Genomic DNA, 20,113 nt, shown 5'->3' with positions numbered 1-20,113 from the left:
GAAAAACAAGACTGGAGGGGAACCCATGACCGAAACCAACAATGGCAAGGTGGCCGCCGAACTGATGGAGCTCGCCACCTTCGTCACCACCGACATCGCCGGCATCACCCGCGGCCGTAGCTTCGCTGCGACCGAAATCGACAGCTATCTGCGCAAGGGCGTCGGCTGGGTGCCGGCCAACCTGGCACTGACACCCTTCGACCTGATCGCCGAAAACAATCCATGGGGTTCGGCCGGCGACCTGCGGCTGATGGCGGATCCAAACAGCAAGGCGCGCGTCACCTGCCTGCCCGACGAAACGCCGCTGCATTTCTACCACGCCGACATCACCGACCTTCAAGGCAATGCCTGGGACTGCTGCGTGCGCAGCTTCTTGAAGCAGACGCTGAAGGAATATGAAGAGATCGGCCTCAAGGTCATTTCCGCGGTCGAGCAGGAATTCCAGCTCCTCGGCGTCGACTGGCCGGACGCCCCCTCCTTCGGCCTGCGCGCCCAACGCCGCGCCGAGCCTTTCGGCTCGCTCTTGATGACCGCACTTGAAGAAGCCGGTGCCGAGCCGGAAATGTTCCTGCCGGAATACGGCAAGGACCAGTTCGAAATCACCTGCCGTCCCGCCGACGCGCTGACCGCCGCCGATCGCGGCGCCACCATCCGCGCGATCACCAAGGAAGTCGCCGCCCTCTTCGGCTGGAATGCGAGCTTCGCGCCGAAGACCGCCTCGAATGGCGTCGGCAACGGCGTGCACCTGCATGTGAGCTTCACCGATCTCGACGGCAATCCAGTGACCTTCGACGCGGCGCGCCCCGGCAGGCTCTCCAAGATCGCTGGCGCCTTTGCCGCCGGCGTCATCAAGCATCTGCCGGCGCTGACCGCCTTTACCGCTCCATCGGTGCTTTCCTACATGCGGCTCGTGCCGCACCATTGGAGTGCGGCCTATACCTGCCTCGGTGAAAAGAACCGCGAAGCGACACTGCGGATCTGCCCGACACTGGACTTGCCCGGCAGCAATCCGGCCAAGCAGTTCAACATGGAGTATCGGGCGGCCGACGCCTGCGCCAGCCCCCATCTTTCGCTGGCTGTCCTCTTGAAGGCCGGGCTCGAAGGCATCAGGGCCGGGCTCGAGCAGCCGCCCCTGATCAATTCCGACCCGTCCGATTTCTCGGCGGCAGAACAGGAGAAGCTCGGCATCCGTCGCCTGCCCGCAAGCCTGCCGGAAGCGCTGGACACGCTCGCTGCCGATCCTGTCGTCACCGGCTGGTTCTCGCAAGACTTCCTTGCCTGCTACATGGCGATGAAGCGCAAGGAGATCGACATCGTCGACGGGCTCTCGCCGGACGAACTCTGCGCCCGCTATGCGGCGGTCTACTGATTGATGGATGGGCAGCCCATGACCTCGACAACGGCCATCAAGAGCCCCGAACAGGGCGCGCGACACGACCCGAGCGCGCCGCTGCTTTCGATCGACGAACTGCCGCCCTATGCGGTCTTCAATCCGGACGGCACCTCGCCGATCCTGCTTTTGTGCGAACACGCCTCCAACCGGATGCCGCGCGCGCTCGGCGATATGGGGCTGCCGTTGCACGAGCGCCAGCGCCACATCGCCTGGGATATCGGCGCCATGGCGCTGGCCCAGCATTTGAGCCTCAGCCTCGATGCGCCTTTGTTCTTCACCAACTATTCGCGGCTGGTGATCGACTGCAACCGGCCGCTTTCCGCCCCCTCGATGATCCCCGAGATCAGCGAGACGACGGAAATTCCCGCCAACCAAAGCTTAAGCGACGAAGAGCGGCAGCAGCGGATCGACACCCTGTTCACGCCTTTTGCCGACGCCGTCAGCCGCCGTCTTGACCGGCTTGAAGGCGAAGGCAAGCGGCCCTTCGTCGTCGGCATCCACAGCTTCACGCCCGTCTATTTCGGCAAGCCACGCCCCTGGCAGGCGGGCATTCTTTATCGCGACGCGGTCGATTTCGCCGGCGCGCTGATCCGTGAACTGGCGAGCGAACGCGAACTGACGATCGGAGACAACGAGCCCTACAACATCCACCCGGACGAGGATTACACAGTGCCGGTCCATGCCGATGCGCGCGGGCTTCCGGGTGTTCTGGTCGAGGTGCGCCACGATCTGATCGACACGCATGCGGGCGTCGCCGCCTGGGGCGAACGCCTGACCCGCTGTCTGAAAGCCAGCATCGGGGAAATCCGGTGACCGCACTCTACGAGAGAGACCAAGCGGCAATCGCCAACCTGCAGAAGCTGCGCTTCTTCCCGCTTGCCGTGACCGGTGGCCGCGGCGCGCGGGTGATCGAGGAAAGCGGCCGTGAACTGATTGACCTCTCCGGTGCCTGGGGCGCAGCAAGCCTTGGCTATGGCCACCCGGCGCTGGTCGAGGCAGTCTGCGGTGCTGCGGCAAATCCCGCCGGCGCCAGCGTTTTGTCTGCGGCCAACGGACCGGCAACGGCGCTTGCCGAAAAACTGCTCGCGGCCTTTCCCGGGGCGGGCGACAACAAGCTCTGGTTCGGCCATTCCGGATCCGACGCCAACGAGGCGGTCTTCCGCGCTGTCACCAAGGCGACGGGACGATCGGGCGTCATCGCCTTCGTCGGCGCCTATCATGGTTGTACCGTGGGTTCGATGGCCTTTTCCGGGCATAGCGTGCAGTCGGGCGCGGCCAAGGCAGAGGGACTGCTGTTGCTGCCCTACCCCGATCGCTACCGCCCCTATCGCGACGATCCCACGGGTGGCGCGATCCTCGCGGAATTGCGGCAGCGGCTTGAGGCGGCGCCCGAACATTTCGCCGCCGCCTTCGTCGAGCCGATCCAATCAGATGGCGGCCTGATCGTCCCGCCGCCCGGCTTTTTCAAAGCCTTTGCCGCGATCTGCCGTGAATACGGCATTCTTGTCGTCTGCGACGAAGTGAAGGTCGGGCTTGGCCGCAGCGGTCGCCTGCACTGCTTCGAGCACGAGGAGTTCGTCCCCGACATCCTGACCATCGGCAAGGGCCTCGGCGGCGGGCTGCCGCTTTCCGCCGCGATCGGTCCGGCGCGCATCCTTGATTGCGCCAGCGCCTTTGCCATGCAGACACTCCACGGCAACCCGATCTCCTGCGCCGCCGGACTTGCCGTTCTCGAAACCATTGAGCGCGAAGAACTTGCGCAGGAAGCCGAGCGCAAGGGCAAACTGCTGCGCGACGGCCTGGCAAGGCTTGCCCAACGATATCAACTGATCGGCGATATCCGCGGTCGAGGTCTTGCCTGCGGCGTCGATCTCGTCCTCGATCGGCAGACACGGGCGCCAGCGCGAACGGAAGCGGCGAAACTCATCTATCGGGCCTATGAACTCGGCCTCGTCGTCTACTGTGTCGGGATGAACGCAAACGTTCTGGAGATGACCCCGCCACTAACCATCCCGGACACCGATATCCGCCAGGCACTGGGCGTTCTGGAACAGGCCGTTGCCGAAGCAGGTGCCGTTCCCGATGACGTCGTCGCGCAGTTTGCGGGCTGGTGACCACAACAGCCTGCGCCCGCGAGGGCCAAGCTGCCATCATGAGCGCAACGGCGGCAAGCAGGACGGCACCGTCGCCCGGCTCGACGCTACAGATCGAAGGACGCAAGGATCGGGCAAGGACCCGACTTGTCAGTAGCACATTCCCCGACCAGTCGCTGCAAGGCTTTCCGCGCCTGTTGAAGCTCGGCGATCTTGGCATCCAGCGCACCAATGCGGTTTTTCGCAAGGTTTCGCGCTCTCTCCCTGTCTTCTCCAGAATCGAGATCGAGAAGCTCCTTGATCTCCTCGAGCGTGAAGCCGGCCGTTTGGGCCTGCCGGATGAACTGCAGGCGGCGGACGTCTCCGTCACCGTAATGGCGGATGCCCTCCAGCCTTCGTGGCGTGTCCAGCAACCCTCGCCGCTGATAGTAGCGGATCGTCTCCACGCCGACGCCGCCGGCTGCTGCAAATTTTCCGATCGTCAGTTCCATGGGCTCTTGACTCCGTACCATGGTACGGAACGTATGGTCGTGCCAACAGTTTCACAAGAGTAAAAGGAGACGTGGGATGTTGGACAAGACGAACCAAGGACAGGCGCGCAAGAAGGCCGTTCTCTATCGAATGGTCATGGGTGAGCATACCTGCCCCTATGGCTTGAAGGCGAAAGACCTGCTCAAGCGGTCGGGCTACGATGTCGACGACCGCCATTTGACAAGCCGCGAAGAGACCGACGCCTTCAAGGCACAGCACGGCGTGGCGACGACACCTCAGGTGTTCATCGATGAAAAGAGGGTCGGAGGGTACGACGACCTGAGAAGGTTTCTCGGAAAGCCGGTCGCTGACCCCAAGGCCACGAGCTACCGCCCTGTCGTCGTTCTGTTCGCCTTGACGGCCTTGATGGCGATGGCCGCCAGCTACGCAGTCGACGGCAGCCCGTTCACGCTGCGCGCGGGCGAATGGTTCATCGCCTTCTCGATGGTCGTGCTTGCGCTCCTGAAGCTCCAGAACGTCGAAGGTTTTGCGACGATGTTCCTGAACTACGACTTGCTGGCGAAGCGCTGGGTTCCCTACAGCTACATCTACCCCTATGCCGAAGGCCTCGCCGGGGTCCTGATGATAGCGGGAGCGTTGAACTGGCTGTCGGTTCCGGTCGCGCTGTTTATCGGAACGGTGGGAGCCGCATCGGTCTTCAAGGCGGTCTACATCGACAAGCGGGAACTGAAGTGCGCCTGCGTCGGCGGATCCAGCAACGTTCCTCTCGGCTTCATCTCTCTCACGGAAAACCTGATGATGATTGCCATGGCCGTCTGGATGGCCGCTGCCTCGTTCGGCTTCGCGGTCGGACACGCCATGTAGCGACCCTGTTCCGATCGGCGGCAACGCGCCCAATGGGCGGTTGCACCGATCGGACATCGCATTCAGCAGAAGCCTCACAGAAAGCAGGCCGGATCACAGCCAGGTTTCGGATCGCAAATACGATGTGCGTCTGCCGCCGCGGGTGAAGCGATCGCCTATCGGAACAGGCGGTCGACGTAGTCGCGACCGAGGCCGACTTTCTCATAGTGGTCGCGACAATGCGCGATGTAATTATGCACGTCGAAGAAGCCGTCCGGCTCGCCATTCTCGTCGAGCCAGATTAGCGGCCCCTTGACCTGGAAGAACACCTTCATCGGCTGTTCGTGTTCATAGGCAACCAGGGTATGGCCCTCTCCCGGCGTCTCATAGACGAAATCGCCGGCCGTTGCCGTCCAGTCGTGTTCCAGGTAACCCCACTTGCCCGAGATTGTGTAGGCGAAGACTTCGTGGGGATGGTAGTGGCGGTTTACCAGCCCCGCCTTCTTCGCCATCAGGATATCGCACCACTTGTTCTGCGTCGGCGAGATCCAGAGCGGCCGTGACGACACGGTTTCGGTAAAGGGCACATAAAAGCGCTCGTCCTCCGTCGCCGCATTTTCCAGGTAGACCTCGGGCAAGGCATCCGGCTGGAACACCTTGGTGATCGGCTTCAGGTCCTTCCAGAATTCCGTTGTCGCAAGCTCAGGCATGATGTCCTCCGGGTTTGGTCCAGTGCTCAGGCGCGCACGTGCACGTTCAGCAACGCGGCGCCCCGGTTGGTATCGATGTGGTTGATGGCGCGCTTCAGCGCTGCTGCCAGTTCCTCCCCGCGGCTGACGGTTTCGGCATGGGCATTGCTAGCCTCGGCGACCTTGGCGAAGTCGGGAACTGGAGATAGCGAGGTGAGCGGCATCCGGTTTGCTTTGGCGGCATAGCCTTCTGGATAGACGCCGAGCACCGACTGGCGCACGGCACCCCACTCCGCATTGTTGAGGATGACGATGAGGATCGGCAGAGCCAGCGCCTCGGCGATCTGGTGGCAGGCGGCCGGATTGGAAAAGATGTAAGAGCCGTCACCCATCGTCGCGACGATCAGCCTGTCGCGGTCGGCCAGCTGCATGCCGAGCGCGGCTGGAAACGCCCAGCCGAGACCGCCGGAATGCGGCTCCTGATACCAGGCGCGCGGATGATCGAGCCTGATCGGCGCAAGAGGGCAGCCAAGCTCGGAAAGCACGGTCGCCTCGCGGCCGGCAATCGCCTCCGACAGTTTCAGGCTCACCCATTCCTTCGTCATGGGATCGGCCATGCCGGCGACCGCCCTCGCCTCCGTCGCGTCTCGGGCGGCGCGATTGGTTGCGGCCACGCGCCCGCGGCGCGCCTCGACCTCGGCTGGCACTGGAAATTGCCGCAAGGCATCCTGCAGTGCCAAGAGCCCCGCATCGATGTCGCAGGCGATCGTCACGTCGGAACGGAAGTAGCGAACGGGGAACCGCTGGAACAGCGGATCCTGCCCGAGCTGGATCACCTTGCAGCCGGGTTTGAGCCGATGGATATCCGGCGACCACGGCGCCAGCGCATCGATGACGAGGATGACGTCGGCATCTTCCACCAGCGCTTTCGGATCGGCGGCGGCCGCCATCGGATGATCGGTGGCAATGGCAAGCTGGACAGCCCAGTACTGGCAGACAGGAATGCCGCGATCGAACGCAAGAGACGACAGGGCGTGAAAACCGGCTTCGGAGCCCGCCCCGCGTTGGGCGACAATGAGCGGGTTTTGAGCCCCGGCGAGCAGTTGGGCCGCCGCGGCGATCGCCTCTGCCGACGGCGCATGTACGGCCGGCTTCATCGACAGCGGCTCGGCAAGCCCGTCGCTCGGACAGGGGCGGCAGAGCACCTCGCGCGGCAGGCTCATATAGACGGGGCCGCGCGGCGTCGACGTGGCAATGGCATAGGCCCGGTCGACCATTTGAGGCACGTGTTCGGCAAAGCGCAGCTCGTCGTCCCACTTGACCGCCTCGCGCACCAGCGCCGCCTGGTCGCGCATCTCCTGGCCCCAGCCGATCGGCACCGTGCGCGAACCAAGCTGACCGCGCTCGGTGACCGGCGTCTTACCGGAAAACAAGAGGACCGGGATGTGCTCGGTGGCTGCATTGATCGCGCCGATCGCGCAATTGGCGAGCCCGACATTGGTGTGGGCCATGACCGCCTGCGCCCGTCCGGTCGCCAGATAGTAGCCATGCGCCATGCCCATTGCCGCGCTTTCGTGCGGCATGACGATCGCCTCGGGCAAGGCCACACCCTTGGCTTCAGCCTCAGCCAACCCCTCGATGATCGGCGGGAAGTCCGTTCCGGAATTGGCGAAGATGTAGTCGACGCCAACCGCTTTCAGACGTGCGAGCAAGGCGCCGCCTGCCGTCATCGTCCTTGTATCCTGTTCGCCGTTCTCACTGGCCAAAGTGCGCTCCCTTGCGTTGTCAGCAGCTCATGCCGCCATCGACCATCAGCGTCGTTCCGGTGACGAAGCTCGACTGATCAGAGGCGAGGTAAAGCACCGAACGGGCAATCTCGTCTGGCGTTCCATGCCGCCCGAGCGGGATCATCCGGTTGAAGAATTCGGTTCCGTCTTCGCCGATCGCAGCTCCCAGGCCCTGTTCGACCGCAAGCTGGAAACCGTTGTCGATCGGGCCGGGGTGAATGGTGTTGACCCGGATGCGCCGCGGCGCCAGTTCCTTAGCCAGGCAGCGCATCAGGCCGACCTGCGCATGTTTGGCGGTGATGTAGGCGTAGACGCCGGCATCGCCCCGGGTGGCTGCCACCGACGAGGTGATGACGATGCTGCCGCCGTCGCGCATTGCCGGAACCGCATGTTTTGCGGCGAGGAACGCGCCCTTCACATGTACGGCCTGGACCGCGTCGAACACATCGTCGGGATAATCGGCGATCGGCGCCACAGTGCCGAAATTTCCGGCATTGGAGACCAGCACGTCGATCGGCCCGAAGCGGGCGACGGTTTCGCCGACATAACGCTGCGTCTCGGCCCTGTCGGAAACGTCAGCCGCGATGAGCAGGATACGATCGCGCGGCAAGCCTTCCGCCGCAGTCTCCAGTGATGCCATGGAGAGATCGACAAGGGTGACCTTGGCGCCTTCGGCCAGAAACAGCCTGGCACAGGCAAGGCCAAGGCTGCCGGCCCCGCCGGTCACGATGCAGGTCTTGCGTTCAAGTGCTGGCACGTGGCGGATCTCCTTTCGAACGCATCTGTTGCCGTCCTTCCCGGGAAGCCGCGTCCACCATCAAGGGACGCGGAGCGGGCGGTCGACGTGCACTCAGATCGGGTAGTGGATCGGACCGTCCTGGATCGTGACCCATCGCAGCTCGGTGAACTCGGCGATGCCGGCCTTGCCGCCGAAGCGGCCGTAGCCGCTTTCCTTGACGCCGCCGAACGGCATCTGCGCCTCGTCATGGACCGTCGGTCCGTTGATGTGGCAGATGCCGGATTCGATGCGGCGGGCGACGGCCATCGCCCGGTTGACGTCGCGACCGAAGACGGCCGAGGACAGGCCGTATTCGGTGTCGTTGGCGACCCGGACGGCTTCGTCGACCGACCCGACACGCACCACAGAAACCACCGGCCCGAAGCTTTCCTCGCCATAGATACGCATGGACGGAACGACACGGTCGAGCAGGATGGCATCGACGATCGTGCCGTTGATGCCGCCGCCTGCGGCAAGGACGGCGCCCTTCGACATGGCGTCGCGAACGAGCGCATCGATGCGCTGCGCGGCGTGGGCGTCGACGACGGAGCCGAGCGGCGTTTCGCCCTTGCGCGGGTCGCCTGCCGTAAGCGTCTTGACCTTGGCGGCCAGCGCGTCGACGAAGCGGTCGGCAATCGCATCGTCGACGACGATGCGTTCGGTCGACATGCAGATCTGGCCCTGGTTCATGTAGGCGCCGAAGGCGGCCGCAGCGACCGCCTGGTCGAGGTCGGCATCATCGAGCACGACGAAGGGCGCCTTGCCACCGAGCTCGAGCAGCGCCGGCTTCAGGTGGCGCCCCGCCGTTTCGGCGATGATGCGCCCGACGCGCGTCGATCCGGTGAAGTTGACGCGCCGCACGGCCGGATGGGCGATCAGCGCCTCGACGATCGCGCCGGCGTCTTCCGGTGCGTTCGACACGGCATTGAGCACGCCATCGGGCAGGCCCGCCTCGTGCAGCGCGTCAACAATCAAACGGTGGGTTCTGGGGCAGATTTCCGATGTCTTCATCACGACGGTGTTGCCGCAGGCAAGCGGCATGGCGATGGAGCGCACGCCGAGAATGACCGGCGCATTCCACGGCGCGATCGAGAGCACCACGCCGGCCGGCTGGCGGACCGCCATGGCAAGGCTGCCCGGCCGGTTGGAGGGGATGACCTCGCCGGAAATCTGCGTCGTCATCGAAGCGGCTTCGCGCAGCATGTCTGCGGCAAGGCCGACATTGAACATCGCCCAACCCGCCGTTGCGCCGGTTTCGGCGGCCATCGCAGCGACGAATTCCTCTGCCTTTGCCTGCAGGCGGTCTGCGGCGGCAAGCAGCAGCTTGCGGCGCTCTCGGGGACCGGTTGCCGCCCAGGCCGGGAAAGCCTTCGCCGCGGCGTTCACCGCGAGCCGCGCATCGTCGATGCTGGCGGCCGCCACCTTCGAGGCCACCTCGCCCGAGATGGGGTTCAGTCGCTCGAAGAAGCGCCCGTCCGCAGCCTCGATCTCGGCGTTGTTGATCTTCAATCCCAGCATGTTCATGGGTTTCTCCTTGTCGAAATTTCAGACGGCGGCGCCGAGGAACGCGCGCTGGACAGCGGCATCGTTCATCAGCGCCTGTGCGGTGCCTTCGCCGGTGATGCGCCCCGCTTCGGCGAGGTAGCCGCGATCGGCGATCGATAGGCTCATCTTGACGTTCTGCTCGACGATCAGCAGCGCAAGCCCCGCCTCGCGGATCCGTCCGAGACTGGCGAAGAGTTCGCCGACGACGACCGGTGCGAGCCCCAGGCTCGGTTCGTCCAGCATCAGAAGGTCCGGCTTCGACATCAGCGCGCGGCCGATTGCCACCATCTGTTGCTCGCCGCCAGACATGGTGTTGACGTATTGGCGCATTCGGTCGCGCAGTTTCGGGAACAGCTCATAGACAAAGGCCTGACGGTCGCGCGCGCCGTCTCTTGCCCGCCTTGCATAGGCGCCAAGGGCGAGGTTCTCCTCGACCGTGAGATCGCCAAAAACGCCGCGCCCCTCCGGTACCAGTGCGATGCCGGCGTCTACCACATCATGCGCTGGGGTACCGGTAATATTGCGGCCGTCAAAGGTGATGCGCGCACCGGCGTCCGGCCGGACCAGGCCGGCAATTGCCTTGAGCAACGACGATTTACCGGCACCGTTGGCGCCGAGGATGACGACCGTTTCGCGTCGGCCGACCTGGAGCGACAGGTCGCGAAGCGCAACATGGCGTCCGTAGTGCAGGCAGAGATTGCCGACTTCAAGCATGGCCATCTCCAAGATAGGCTTTGACGACCTCGGGATCGGTCAGCGTCTCGGCCGTCGGCCCATCGGCGATCTTTCGCCCGGCATTCATGACGACGCAACGGCCGCAAAGGGCCCGGATGGCATCCATCACGTGCTCGACGAGCAGGATGGTGATGCCGCGATCGGCAACTCCCTGGATCAGGTCGATGCCGGTGCGAAGCTCCGTCGGATTGAGGCCTGCGAGCCATTCGTCGAGCAGCAACAGTTCGGGCTCTGAAGCCAGCGCGCGGGCAAGCTCCATGCGCTTCTGGTCGATGTAGGTCAATTCCTGCGCGCTCTGGTCGGCCCTTTGCGCAAGGCCGACCTCGGCAAGCCGGGCAAGCGCCTCGCTGCGGGCCTCATCCCCCCAAAGCTTCCGCCGGCCGAAGGCGAGCGCGGCGATGACGTTCTCGGCGACGGTCAGCGACGGCAGTCCACGAACCAGCTGGAAAGTCCGAGCAACCCCCTTCAAGGCGATCCGGTTCGGCGCCAGACCGGAAATGGTGTTGCCGTTGAGCGTTATCGTTCCGCCAGACGGCGCGAGGTGCCCCGAAATCATGTTGAGCACGGTAGTCTTGCCGGAGCCATTCGGGCCAAGCAACCCGACGATTTCGCCTTTGGTCAGGGAGAACGACGCGGCGTTGACCGCGGTCAGTCCGCCAAAACGCTTCGTCAGTTCGGAAATGGTCAGGATCTCGCTCATTGTGCCCCTCCTGCGGCCGGCTTGATGGCCGGTCGGCGCCAGCGGCTCCAATGTTCTTCGGCAAAGGCGAGCACACCGCGCGGCAGAACGAAGACGATGGCGATAAAGAGAAGGCCGAGGATGATCGAATAGTGGTTCGGGAAATTGGCCGAGAGCCACTCGAACAACAGGAAGAGCGGCACCGCCCCGAAGATCGGGCCATAGAGCCGGTTGGCGCCACCGAGCAGGGCCATGATCAGCGTCAGGAACGACACCGTCGGGTTGAACGCGATGGAGGGTTCGACATAGGTCCATCGCGGCGCCTGGATCGCTCCGACCAGCGTGATGATCACCGAGCTCAATGCAAAGAGCGCAAGCTTCAGCCGGGCAATATCGATGCCGCAATGGCGCGCCACGACTTCGTCGTCGCCGATGACCTTCAGCGCCAGCCCGAAGCGGCTGCGACCGATCGCAAAGGACAAGAGGAAGGTCACGGTGGCAAGGGCGAGCAACTGCCAATAGATGCCCTCGGGCGTCACCGGCAGGAAGATGTAGCGGCCGAGCGTTCCCGTCATGTTGACCTCGTACCAGGTGACCAACTGGCGCACCAGTTCTGCAAGGCCGAAGGTGAAGATGACGAAATAGACCCCGGCAAGTCGCAACGTCGACAGACCGACGACGACCGCAACGACAAGGCCGATCGCGGCGGCAACGAGAAGCAGCAGCGGATAGCTGAGGCTTTCGCTGAAGACGGCGACCGTGTAGGCGCCGATGCCGAAGAAAGCGACGGTTGCGAGCGACACATAGCGCGTCGGGCCGGAGAACATCGCCCAGGCGGACGCAAGCGTCACGTAGCCGAGCATGCCGATCATCAGCGTTACGCCGTAAGGACCGACGAGGTAGGGAACGAAGGCCAGACTGCCGATCACCAAGGCGAAAAACAGGGCTGGCAAACGTGGAATACGGCTCATCGCGCAGCCCTCCCGAACAGGCCGGCGGGACGCCACAGCAGCACTACGAGGAAGATGGCATAGGTCGAGGCCAGCGTCAGGCCAGGATCGAGATAGGTGGCGACGAAGGTCTCGACGACGCCGAGGATGAGGCCGGCCGACAGTGCACCGGGAACGTTGCCGACACCGCCCATGATGACGACGATCAGCGCCTTCATGGTGAAGACGACGCCGGAGGTGGCGGTAAACGTCTGGTACATGGAAATTACCACACCGCCGACCGCGGCAAGTGCGCCGCCGAGCGCAAAGGCCAGGCGGGCCGCACGGTCGACATCGATGCCGACGAGCGGCGCCGAGCCAGGTGCGACCGAGACGGCGCGCAGCGCCGTTCCCCAGAGCGTGCGCGTGAGGACCAGATAGAGAGCACCTGCAAAGACGGTGGCCAGCACGAAGGCGAGCAGCCGGTTGGCAGCGATCGTGGTTCCGAACACATCGACGGCGATATTGAGATAGCTGTAGCTGGTGAAGTTTGCGCCGAAGGCGACGAGCAGCACGCCCTGGATGACGAAGAGCAGGCCGAAGGTCGCCAGGATGGAATCGATCTCGAGGCTCGCCTTGTCCTTCGCCCTTGCCACCAGCGGCCGCATCATCACGGCATAGATCAGATAGCCGAGGGCAAAGCCGGCGGGTGCAGCGACCAACAGGCCGAGCACCGGATTAAGCCCCCAGAAATTGAACAGGCTATAGGCTAGGAAGGCCGCAGCGATGATGATTTCGCCATAGGCGAGATTCATGATCCGCGCGATGCCGTATTGGAGCGTCAGCCCCATCGCGACAAGCGCATAGGTTCCGCCGAGCACGAGCCCGGACAAAAGGGCCGTGGCGAACATCGGCCTCCTCCTCTATTGCATTCTTTGGGACCGTCGCGATCGCGCGCCTGCCCCTTAGGATCGCCCCTCCCCGCGATGGGGATGGGGCTTGGCTCGCTTGGTTGACCAGGACGCCGGCACGGCGCGCCGCGGCGGCCTTCTGCTCGGCTCTACCCTGCGCAGTTTGCAGGCCGACGAGGTCTCAGGGCTACTTCCAGGCCTGGCGCGGCAGGACGGGTTTGCTCGCGCCCTCCCGGTCGCCCGGCGCCACGCCGACGAACTGGCCGTTCTGCCATTGTCCCGTCCACCAGAGCTTGCGCAACTGGTTGTCCTCGAACCGGGTTTCGCCGATGACGGTTTCAAACGTGCCGCTCGAAAGTTCGGCAGACACCGCCTCCCGGTCGAGACCCTTGCGCTTGATCGCCTCCTGCAGCATCTGCAGGCTGGCATAGGTGATGACGCTGCCCCAGTAATCAGGCGCGACTCCGGTGACGGCTTCGTGGCGCTTGCGATAGTCGGCATTGGCCGCGTTGTTCGGGTCGATGCCACCCAGGCTCATGATGCCGGTGGCATTGTCGCCGTTGTTCTTGCCGTAGACCGGAAAGCCGGTGCCAACCCCGAGATAGAGCACCTTGGGATTGAAGCTTACGACCTGCGCCTGCTGCGTCAGCGCGAAAGTATCCGGCGGATAGGAGAAGGCAACGAAGGTATCGGCGCCGCTTGCCTTCGCCTCATTGATCATCGGCGAGAAGTCGGAGGTGCCGACAGGATAGGTTTTGTCGTAGGCCACCTCGATGCCGGCTTCCTCGAATGCCGGGCGGGCGGCCGTGACCAGATCGATGCCGAAGCCGTCGGCAACCGAGACCATCGCTACCTTGGTGTTGATCGTGCCGGCCTTGCTGGTTTCGGCAAGGATCGCGGCGAGCGCCCGCGCATAGTCGTGGCCGCCGCCCAGCATCCAGAAGCTTTTCTTCCAGCGCTGCACGAATTGCGGCGCCTTGTCGGTGACGGCGGATACGGCGAGCTGCGGATAGCCGTAGCGGTCAAACAGCGGTGCGACGGCCAGGTTGAAGCCCGTGCCCCAGGGCACGAGCATGAAATCGACCTCGTCCTGGGTCGCCAGGCGCTCGACCGCCCGCACGACCTCTTCGGACGAGGAGCGGTCGTCATACTCGATGACTTCGATCGGCAGCTTCGAACCGTCGGGCAGCTCGAGGCCGCCGGCGTCGTTCACGTCCTTTACCCAAAGCTGGTAGTTCGGCAGCGTGGTAATGCCGGCACCGCCCGCGTTCGGCCCGGTCTTCGAGATCGCATAACCGATCTTCACGGACTTGCGGTCCTCAGCCATCGCCGTGCTGGCGACGCCGCTGGCGAGCATGATCACGGCGAGCGCCGTCGTTCGCAGGACTTGCCTGCGTCGAAAGGTTTTCATGATTCTCCTCCCATTTGCCCGCGTGGTGCGAGCCCCGTCGTCATGCTCGCCTGGTGCCCGTTCTCCTCCGGCATCCAGAAGCTGTATTCGACCATGTCAGGCTAATACCGGCACTGTCGCTACGGAATAGACTTTTACAAGAGATACTTGTACTTTTCACGGAAACCGGGATCACAATGTGACGCCAGCCTCCAGCACCTCCGCAACGAACCCGTCGAGCACTCGCCCCGCCGGCCCAACTGAGGCAAGGGTGTTCAAGGCGGCCCTGTCGCAGTCGGAATGGACGTTCCGCGGGACCCGTAACCGGATCTTCGTCGTGCTTTCGGGCGGTGGCCATATCCGCCTCGGTCGGCATGACGTTCCGCTATCCGGCCCGGCGATCGTGTGGGCGCCGGCCGGCGAGACAGGATCCGTCCTGTTCGACGCGGGCGCCGAGGGGGCGTCGCTGGCTATTCCCGATCTTGTACTCGGCTCGGCGATGCCGACAGGCGCCGTCTTTGCCCAGGTGCGCGAAGCGATCGCTCGCCCGATCCTTGGCGCCCGTATCCCGGTCGCGGCTGCCCGCCAGTTGTCCCAGGCGTTGCAAGCCATAGAACAGGAACTCAGCGCCAACGAGCCCGGCGCACAGGAAGTCATCCGCCATCAACTGGCGCTGGTGCTGATCTCCATCTGGCGGCTGGCAAACCCCGGTCACGACCGACCGCAACCGTCCCCGCGGGCGATCGTGCGCAGCTTCGTCCATCTCGTGGAATTGCACATTCGCGACCACTGGTCGATCGGCGCCTATGCCGAGGCGCTCGGCGTGACCGCCGACCGGCTGAACACTGCGACCCGGCGAGCGACCGGGCGAACCCCGATGGAACTCATTCACGAGCGGCTGATGACGGAAGCCTCGATCCTGCTCGACAATTCCGGCCTGCAGGTTTCGGAAGTGGCAGAAGCACTCGGCTTCAAGGACGCCGCTTATTTCAGCCGGTTCTTCAAGCGCATCGCGGGCGTGTCGCCCCGCGCCCATCGCGCCGGCGCCGCCTTGAAGAGGAGCGACGTCAACACGAATTACGCGGCCTGGCCGTGAGCCTCAGGCAGTGTCGGGTGCGCGGTCGTCCGGATCCGGCGCGGTTGCCGATCTGCGGCGGTTTTGCTAGGTGTGCAACCAACGAATATTGAGGCGGATGTGGTAAAGTTTGGAAATTCCGCAGCCCTTACAAGGATCTACAATCGGGCTGTAATCCTCGACGCGCTTCGGCGGACGGAAAGTCTATCGCGGGTCGAGCTTGCAAGGTTGAGCGGCCTGACGCCACAAGCCGTAAGGAACATTGTCGAAGACCTGTTGGCCGAAGGCTTCGTCAAACAGATCGGCAGGCGCAAGGGGCTTCGGGGTCAGCCGCAGATCGAGGTCGCCATTAATCCCGACCGCGGCTATTCGCTCGGCTTTCACGTGACCGGGTGCGAATGCCGGTACCTGGGCACCAATCTGGTCGGAGACGTCGTGTTCGAGGGCGGCGCCTTCAAGCTCGCGTCGGACGCGGCGGAAATACGCCGTTCCCTGGAACAAATAGAAGCGGCCTGTTCGCAAAGCATGCAAGACAGGGCGCGGCTTGGCGTCGGGATCGCGGTCTCGGCCCCGCTTGCCATGCCACGGCATCGCGAGCCGCATTCGGATTATCTCGAGCAAGTCCGCACGATCCAGCATTTCTTCGGCCCGGACACGTGGATCGAGAATGACGCGAATGCAGCCGCGATGGCGGAAAATCTCTCAGGTACGGCCAAGGAACGAAGCGACTTCCTTTACATCTTCATTGGCGCCGGCGTCGGTGGCGCGATCGTGCGCGACAGCAAGCTGCAGCGCGGCTATCGCGGGAACGCCGGCGAATTCGGTCACATCCTCGTGGACCCGAACGGCCCTCAATGCCACTGCGGCAACAGGGGCTGCCTGCACACCTACCTGTCGCTGGCCGAATTCGGCGATCGGATCGATCGCCTGGGTTCCGACGACGGCGAGATCAAAGCCTGGCTTGCAAGGGCGGTCCCTCCCCTCACGCGCGCCATCGTGACGTTGGAAAACGCATTCGACCCCGATCGGATCATTCTGGGCGGAACGGCGCCCGGCTGGTTGCTGGAGTTGCTTCTCGCGGGCGTTCAGGAAATCCTGCCGTCGACTTGCACGGACGAGGCTCATCAAAGGGTCGAGATTAGCAGGTTGGGCACCACGAGCGCGCTTTTGGGCGCATCCGCTCTTCCTCTCTTGAACCTGATGACGCCGCACCCGGATCTGCTGACGAAGCAATCGCTCGAGGGGATGAGGTAGGCAAGTGGCGCCGTTGCCAGCCGACGCGATCACATTGTTTCAGCCGGCTCCCGGATATGTCAGCGCTGAAAATCAGCGCAACAGGGATTGGACATAACCAACCACGTCGACGTCTGGATCTGCCAGGATGTCCCTGGAAGGAGAAATGCCGCGTGCGAGAAGCTTCTTCCCCATCACAAACGATTTGCCATCGTTGATGGCGTCGACCGCGAGAAACCGTTCCTTGTCGAAGTACCAGACCGAACACGCGTCGGCAGCCTTTCCAACGCGCGACAGGACGTCGGTGTAGCCCGTGTTCAGTCCGGCGATCTGCAGCTTCGCATCATATTGATCGGACCAGAACCAGGGCACTGGTACATAGGGTTTCGGGGAACCTGCAATCGATGCTGCAGCAGCGTCGGCGAGGTCAATCGCGTTCTGTACGCACTCCAATCGAACCGTGCCTTGACCGTACGGAAAGGCGGCGCAATCTCCGACTGCGTAGACGTTTGGATCCGAGGTTCTGCCGAAGGCGTCGACCAGGATACCGTTCATCACGGCGAGCCCGCATCCTTCTGCCAGGCCGATGTTCGGGGTGATCCCAATTCCAACGATTGCGAAATCGATGGGCAGGATGGAGCCATCGCTCATTTCGGCTTCGGCGACACGGCCGTTGTGGCCGACGAAGCGAACAAGGCCAGTGCTCTCCTTGATGGAGACCCCATGGCGCACGTGAAGTTCTCTTAAAAAGTCTGATGTCGCCGATGATGCAACACGATTGAGAATCCGGGCGTCCGCCTCGATCACCGTCACGCTCAGGCCGAGTTCAGCGCCAACGGCGGCAGCTTCCAGGCCGACATAGCCGCCACCGACGACGAGCATGGTCTTTCCAGGTATCATTTCAGGCATGAGCCGATCGGCATCCGCCTTGTTCCGCGCCACATAGACACCGCCCAGGTTTCCCCCGAGGGTCGCCGGCCAGGTCCGTGGAGATCCGCCCGTTGCCAGAACGAGCGTTCCATAGGCACGCTCTTCGCCGGTGTCGCACGTGACACGTTGCCGGTTGCGATCGATGTGGTCGACCCGTGTCCCGGTCAAGATTTCGATGCCGAGGCCGGCGTACCAACTCGCGGGCCTGAGCAAGATGTCGGTGAGAGAAGCACCGCCCAGCAGGTAGCTCTTCGAAAGCGGCGGTCTTTGGTAAGGCAGCACTGCTTCGTCGGCAATGATCGTGATCGGCCGCTCGACCTTGAGCGCCCTCAACCTGGAAGCCGCAGCAACGGCAGCCTGGCCGCCACCCACTATCACTATCGCACTCACGGTTCTGCCATCCCTTCTGAGCCAAAAGCTCGACGGTCGTTCCTGGTTATCCCTGCACTTCGGGGACGCGCACGGTCAGCCCGTCCAGCTCGGGCTTCAACTTGATCTGGCAGGCAAGTCGGCTTCGCGGCGTGAGGTTTTCCGACAATGACAGCATGTCGGCTTCATCGTCGGCGATCGATGGAAGTCTTGCCATCCAGTGCTCGTCGACGTGGACCTGGCACGTCCCGCAACCGCATGTTCCACCACAGTCGCCAAGGATGCTCCCGACGTTGTTGGCCAGCGCCAATTGCATGAGGCTGCCCACGGGCTCGGTCAGCACGACGCATTGCTCACCGTTCGATTGGATGAATTTCACTTCGATCATTGGCGCCTCAGTAAAGTGTTCGTTGATCGCCGACGCGGATCTTTTCCACCATCTCGTCCTTGTCGAGACCGGCAATCTGATCCGCAAGGATCGCACCGAGTGGCGGAAAATCTTCGCGCGTTGCAAAGGTTGCCGGATTCCAGAGTTTCGAACGGATGACCGCCTTGGAGCAGTGAAAGAACACTTCCCTGACATGCACCCGGATCGCCACGCGCGGCGCCCTGCCCTGAATGGCAAGGGCTTCGAGCGCGTCGCCGACCACGATGTCGGCAACGCCGTTGACGCGAAGGATCTCGCCCAGGCCAGGCACAAGAAACAGGCATCCGACCACGGGATCAGCGAGGATGTTTTCCATGGTGTCGAGCCGGTTGTTGCCAGGGCGGTCGGGGATAAGGAACGTGTTTTCATCCAGCACGTGGACGAACCCCCTTGGATCCCCGCGTGGCGATACGTCTCCACCCGCCTGGCTGCGTGTGCCGATCAAGGCAAACGGAGACAGCGAGAGAAATTGAAGACAGTGTTTGTCGAGCCGGGTGAGTTGTTTGCTGACAACCAACGCCTCGGGCGCGGGAAACATCTGTCGCAGTTCAGTTTGGTCGATTGAGCGCATGCCTTGCCCTCCCCTTGAGCGCAAGGAGTGTCAAAAAACCGACGCCTCGTCAATAAAGAAAAACAATTGTTTTATTATTATGCGCTCGGTATGGTCGCCGAAGACCAACTCCCGGCCAATGGAGCGGATAATGCATGTCATCGAAACCAACAGCGCGAAGCTAACGTTCAATCCGCAGGGCGGTCATCTGGAGGAGGTCGCCTTTGGGAGCAGGGCCGACCGGATACGACCGATGCACCGTGCACCCTGGCGCACAGGCGAGGACAATGGGGGCCGGCCGGAGCGTGTACCCGCAGCCATGGGCCAAAGCCTTGCCAGTCTTTCCGGTGATTTTTTCTGCGCGCCGTTCGGGCACGATGACGTCAGCGGTACCGTCGAACACGGCTTGACCGCCAACGGGGTCTGGCTGGAGGAGAGCTTCCAGACAGATGCCGACGGTACGGTTACAGCGATCTTCCGGCTTGACGGACAAGTTGCTGGCGCCGCTGTATTCAAGGAGCTGACGCTCAAGCCCGACCAGCCGATTGTCTATCAGCGTCATCGTTTCGTCGGGGGCTTCGGAATGCTTCCCGTCGCACACCATCCAATGGTCCGGATAACGGGAGAAGCATCTCTGAACTTCTCGCCGAAAGCTTTCGGGGCAACGCCCGAACATGCCGTGGAAACCGACCCGCAACGCGGAAACTCGGCACTTATGTACCCTCAAGAGTTTGTCGATCTGACCAGCGTGCGACTGAAGGGAGGCGGCGCGGTGGACCTGAGCGTTCAGCCGGGTCCGCCCGATTCCGAGGACTTCCTGATCCTCGCGGAGGAGCCGAACTCGACCATGGGATGGACCGCAGTGTCGGCGCGTGATGACGGATTCTTGTTTTTCTCTGTCAGGGACCCGCGGGTCTTGCCATTCTCGATGCTTTGGATGAGCAACGGGGGACGTCACTACGAGCCCTTCTCGGGCCGACATCGGGGCGTGCTGGGACTGGAGGAAGGATGCACCTTCTTCGGCTACGGTCGCGAGGCAAGCAGCCGACCGAACTGGCTGAACGAGCGGGGTTACCCGACGGCAATCGAGCTTGTGCCGGACGGGGAAGTCGCCATCGGCTTTGCATTCGGCGCCATCCGCCTGCCCGATGGCTGGCGTGCCGTTTCCGACATCGGCGTTTCGCGCGAGAACCTGATCATTTCGTCGGACACGGAGGCAACGGTCGAGTTGCCTTTCTGGATGGACGGCGTCTTCTCCCGGTAGG

Annotated in this window: 20 protein-coding genes; 7 read left to right on the top strand and 13 right to left on the bottom strand. The window is 63.4% G+C overall.

The genetic code is table 11. The annotated features are described in order from the left end of the window. The first annotated feature begins 25 nt into the window (after window positions 1–25). The 3 genes from L981_RS23515 to L981_RS23505 are packed head-to-tail and all read left to right on the top strand — an operon-like array spanning window position 26 to window position 3,507. Window positions 26–1,369 carry a glutamine synthetase family protein gene (locus tag L981_RS23515; RefSeq protein ID WP_082006137.1) on the top strand — a complete coding sequence of 448 codons (1,344 nt, stop codon included), beginning with the start codon at window positions 26–28 and terminating at the stop codon, window positions 1,367–1,369. An 18-nt stretch (window positions 1,370–1,387) separates the two neighbouring features. Next, window positions 1,388–2,206: an N-formylglutamate amidohydrolase gene (locus L981_RS23510; RefSeq protein ID WP_052201979.1), complete on the top strand. Its 819-nt coding sequence runs from the start codon at window positions 1,388–1,390 to the stop codon at window positions 2,204–2,206. Continuing rightward, the gene (locus L981_RS23505) at window positions 2,203–3,507 is read left to right on the top strand and encodes an aspartate aminotransferase family protein (RefSeq protein ID WP_043621810.1); all 1,305 of its coding nucleotides are present in this window, start codon (window positions 2,203–2,205) and stop codon (window positions 3,505–3,507) included. The genes L981_RS23510 and L981_RS23505 overlap by 4 nt, the downstream gene beginning before the upstream one ends. An 86-nt stretch (window positions 3,508–3,593) precedes the next feature. Here the strand turns inward: L981_RS23505 and L981_RS23500 are convergent, their stop codons facing one another. Then, window positions 3,594–3,998 carry a MerR family transcriptional regulator gene (locus L981_RS23500; protein WP_197067187.1) on the bottom strand — a complete coding sequence of 135 codons (405 nt, stop codon included), beginning with the start codon at window positions 3,996–3,998 and terminating at the stop codon, window positions 3,594–3,596. Between the two features lie 55 nt (window positions 3,999–4,053). Between L981_RS23500 and L981_RS23495 the strand changes: the two genes are divergently transcribed. Continuing rightward, window positions 4,054–4,842: a glutaredoxin family protein gene (locus L981_RS23495; protein WP_043621804.1), complete on the top strand. Its 789-nt coding sequence runs from the start codon at window positions 4,054–4,056 to the stop codon at window positions 4,840–4,842. A 155-nt stretch (window positions 4,843–4,997) separates the two neighbouring features. Here the strand turns inward: L981_RS23495 and L981_RS23490 are convergent, their stop codons facing one another. From L981_RS23490 to L981_RS23450, 9 genes are all read right to left on the bottom strand, one after another. Then, window positions 4,998–5,531, bottom strand: a complete 534-nt coding sequence (locus L981_RS23490; protein WP_043621802.1) for a 2,4'-dihydroxyacetophenone dioxygenase family protein — start codon at window positions 5,529–5,531, stop codon at window positions 4,998–5,000. 26 nt (window positions 5,532–5,557) lie between these two features. Continuing rightward, a complete protein-coding gene (locus tag L981_RS23485; RefSeq protein WP_043621799.1) occupies window positions 5,558–7,240 on the bottom strand; it encodes a thiamine pyrophosphate-requiring protein in 1,683 nt (560 codons plus the stop codon). Window positions 7,241–7,295: 55 nt separating this feature from the next. Beyond that, window positions 7,296–8,054 (bottom strand): SDR family NAD(P)-dependent oxidoreductase, encoded by a 759-nt coding sequence (locus tag L981_RS23480; RefSeq protein ID WP_043621796.1) that lies wholly within the window; start codon window positions 8,052–8,054, stop codon window positions 7,296–7,298. A gap of 93 nt (window positions 8,055–8,147) precedes the next feature. Then, window positions 8,148–9,599, bottom strand: a complete 1,452-nt coding sequence (locus L981_RS23475; protein ID WP_043621793.1) for an aldehyde dehydrogenase — start codon at window positions 9,597–9,599, stop codon at window positions 8,148–8,150. Between the two features lie 21 nt (window positions 9,600–9,620). Further along, entirely contained in the window at window positions 9,621–10,334 is a 714-nt protein-coding gene (locus L981_RS23470; RefSeq protein ID WP_043621791.1) for an ABC transporter ATP-binding protein, read from the bottom strand. Further along, window positions 10,327–11,055: an ABC transporter ATP-binding protein gene (locus L981_RS23465; protein WP_043621789.1), complete on the bottom strand. Its 729-nt coding sequence runs from the start codon at window positions 11,053–11,055 to the stop codon at window positions 10,327–10,329. The genes L981_RS23470 and L981_RS23465 overlap by 8 nt, the downstream gene beginning before the upstream one ends. Next, a complete protein-coding gene (locus tag L981_RS23460) occupies window positions 11,052–12,005 on the bottom strand; it encodes a branched-chain amino acid ABC transporter permease (protein WP_052201978.1) in 954 nt (317 codons plus the stop codon). Before L981_RS23460 ends, L981_RS23465 begins: the two co-directional genes overlap by 4 nt. Continuing rightward, window positions 12,002–12,874, bottom strand: coding sequence for a branched-chain amino acid ABC transporter permease (locus L981_RS23455; protein WP_043621786.1), 873 nt, complete (start codon window positions 12,872–12,874; stop codon window positions 12,002–12,004). Before L981_RS23455 ends, L981_RS23460 begins: the two co-directional genes overlap by 4 nt. A 187-nt stretch (window positions 12,875–13,061) precedes the next feature. Then, on the bottom strand, window positions 13,062–14,285 hold the full coding sequence (locus tag L981_RS23450; protein ID WP_043621783.1) for an amino acid ABC transporter substrate-binding protein: 1,224 nt from the start codon (window positions 14,283–14,285) through the stop codon (window positions 13,062–13,064). 250 nt (window positions 14,286–14,535) lie between these two features. Here L981_RS23450 and L981_RS23445 point away from each other — a divergent pair, with 250 nt between their 5' ends. Both L981_RS23445 and L981_RS23440 read left to right on the top strand, forming a co-directional pair. Then, the gene (locus L981_RS23445) at window positions 14,536–15,360 is read left to right on the top strand and encodes a helix-turn-helix domain-containing protein (protein ID WP_052201977.1); all 825 of its coding nucleotides are present in this window, start codon (window positions 14,536–14,538) and stop codon (window positions 15,358–15,360) included. 72 nt (window positions 15,361–15,432) lie between these two features. Next, a complete protein-coding gene (locus tag L981_RS23440) occupies window positions 15,433–16,593 on the top strand; it encodes an ROK family protein (protein ID WP_371258904.1) in 1,161 nt (386 codons plus the stop codon). Between the two features lie 72 nt (window positions 16,594–16,665). On the opposite strand, the gene L981_RS23435 is transcribed toward L981_RS23440, so the two are convergent. From L981_RS23435 to L981_RS23425, 3 genes are read right to left on the bottom strand one after another with little or no spacing between them, the layout of a single operon-like run. Next, on the bottom strand, window positions 16,666–17,892 hold the full coding sequence (locus tag L981_RS23435) for an NAD(P)/FAD-dependent oxidoreductase (RefSeq protein WP_043621777.1): 1,227 nt from the start codon (window positions 17,890–17,892) through the stop codon (window positions 16,666–16,668). A 46-nt stretch (window positions 17,893–17,938) separates the two neighbouring features. Beyond that, entirely contained in the window at window positions 17,939–18,259 is a 321-nt protein-coding gene (locus L981_RS23430) for a 2Fe-2S iron-sulfur cluster-binding protein (protein WP_043621774.1), read from the bottom strand. Between the two features lie 7 nt (window positions 18,260–18,266). Next, window positions 18,267–18,836: an MSMEG_1061 family FMN-dependent PPOX-type flavoprotein gene (locus L981_RS23425; protein ID WP_245281706.1), complete on the bottom strand. Its 570-nt coding sequence runs from the start codon at window positions 18,834–18,836 to the stop codon at window positions 18,267–18,269. 163 nt (window positions 18,837–18,999) lie between these two features. Here L981_RS23425 and L981_RS23420 point away from each other — a divergent pair, with 163 nt between their 5' ends. Next, the gene (locus L981_RS23420; RefSeq protein WP_052201976.1) at window positions 19,000–20,112 is read left to right on the top strand and encodes a hypothetical protein; all 1,113 of its coding nucleotides are present in this window, start codon (window positions 19,000–19,002) and stop codon (window positions 20,110–20,112) included. Window position 20,113 lies beyond the last annotated feature (1 nt).

The sequence above is a fragment of the Ensifer sp. ZNC0028 genome, from assembly GCF_000799055.1.
In the GTDB taxonomy this organism is placed as follows: Bacteria; Pseudomonadota; Alphaproteobacteria; order Rhizobiales; family Rhizobiaceae; genus Ensifer.
This window is presented reverse-complemented; position numbering and strand designations above follow the sequence as displayed.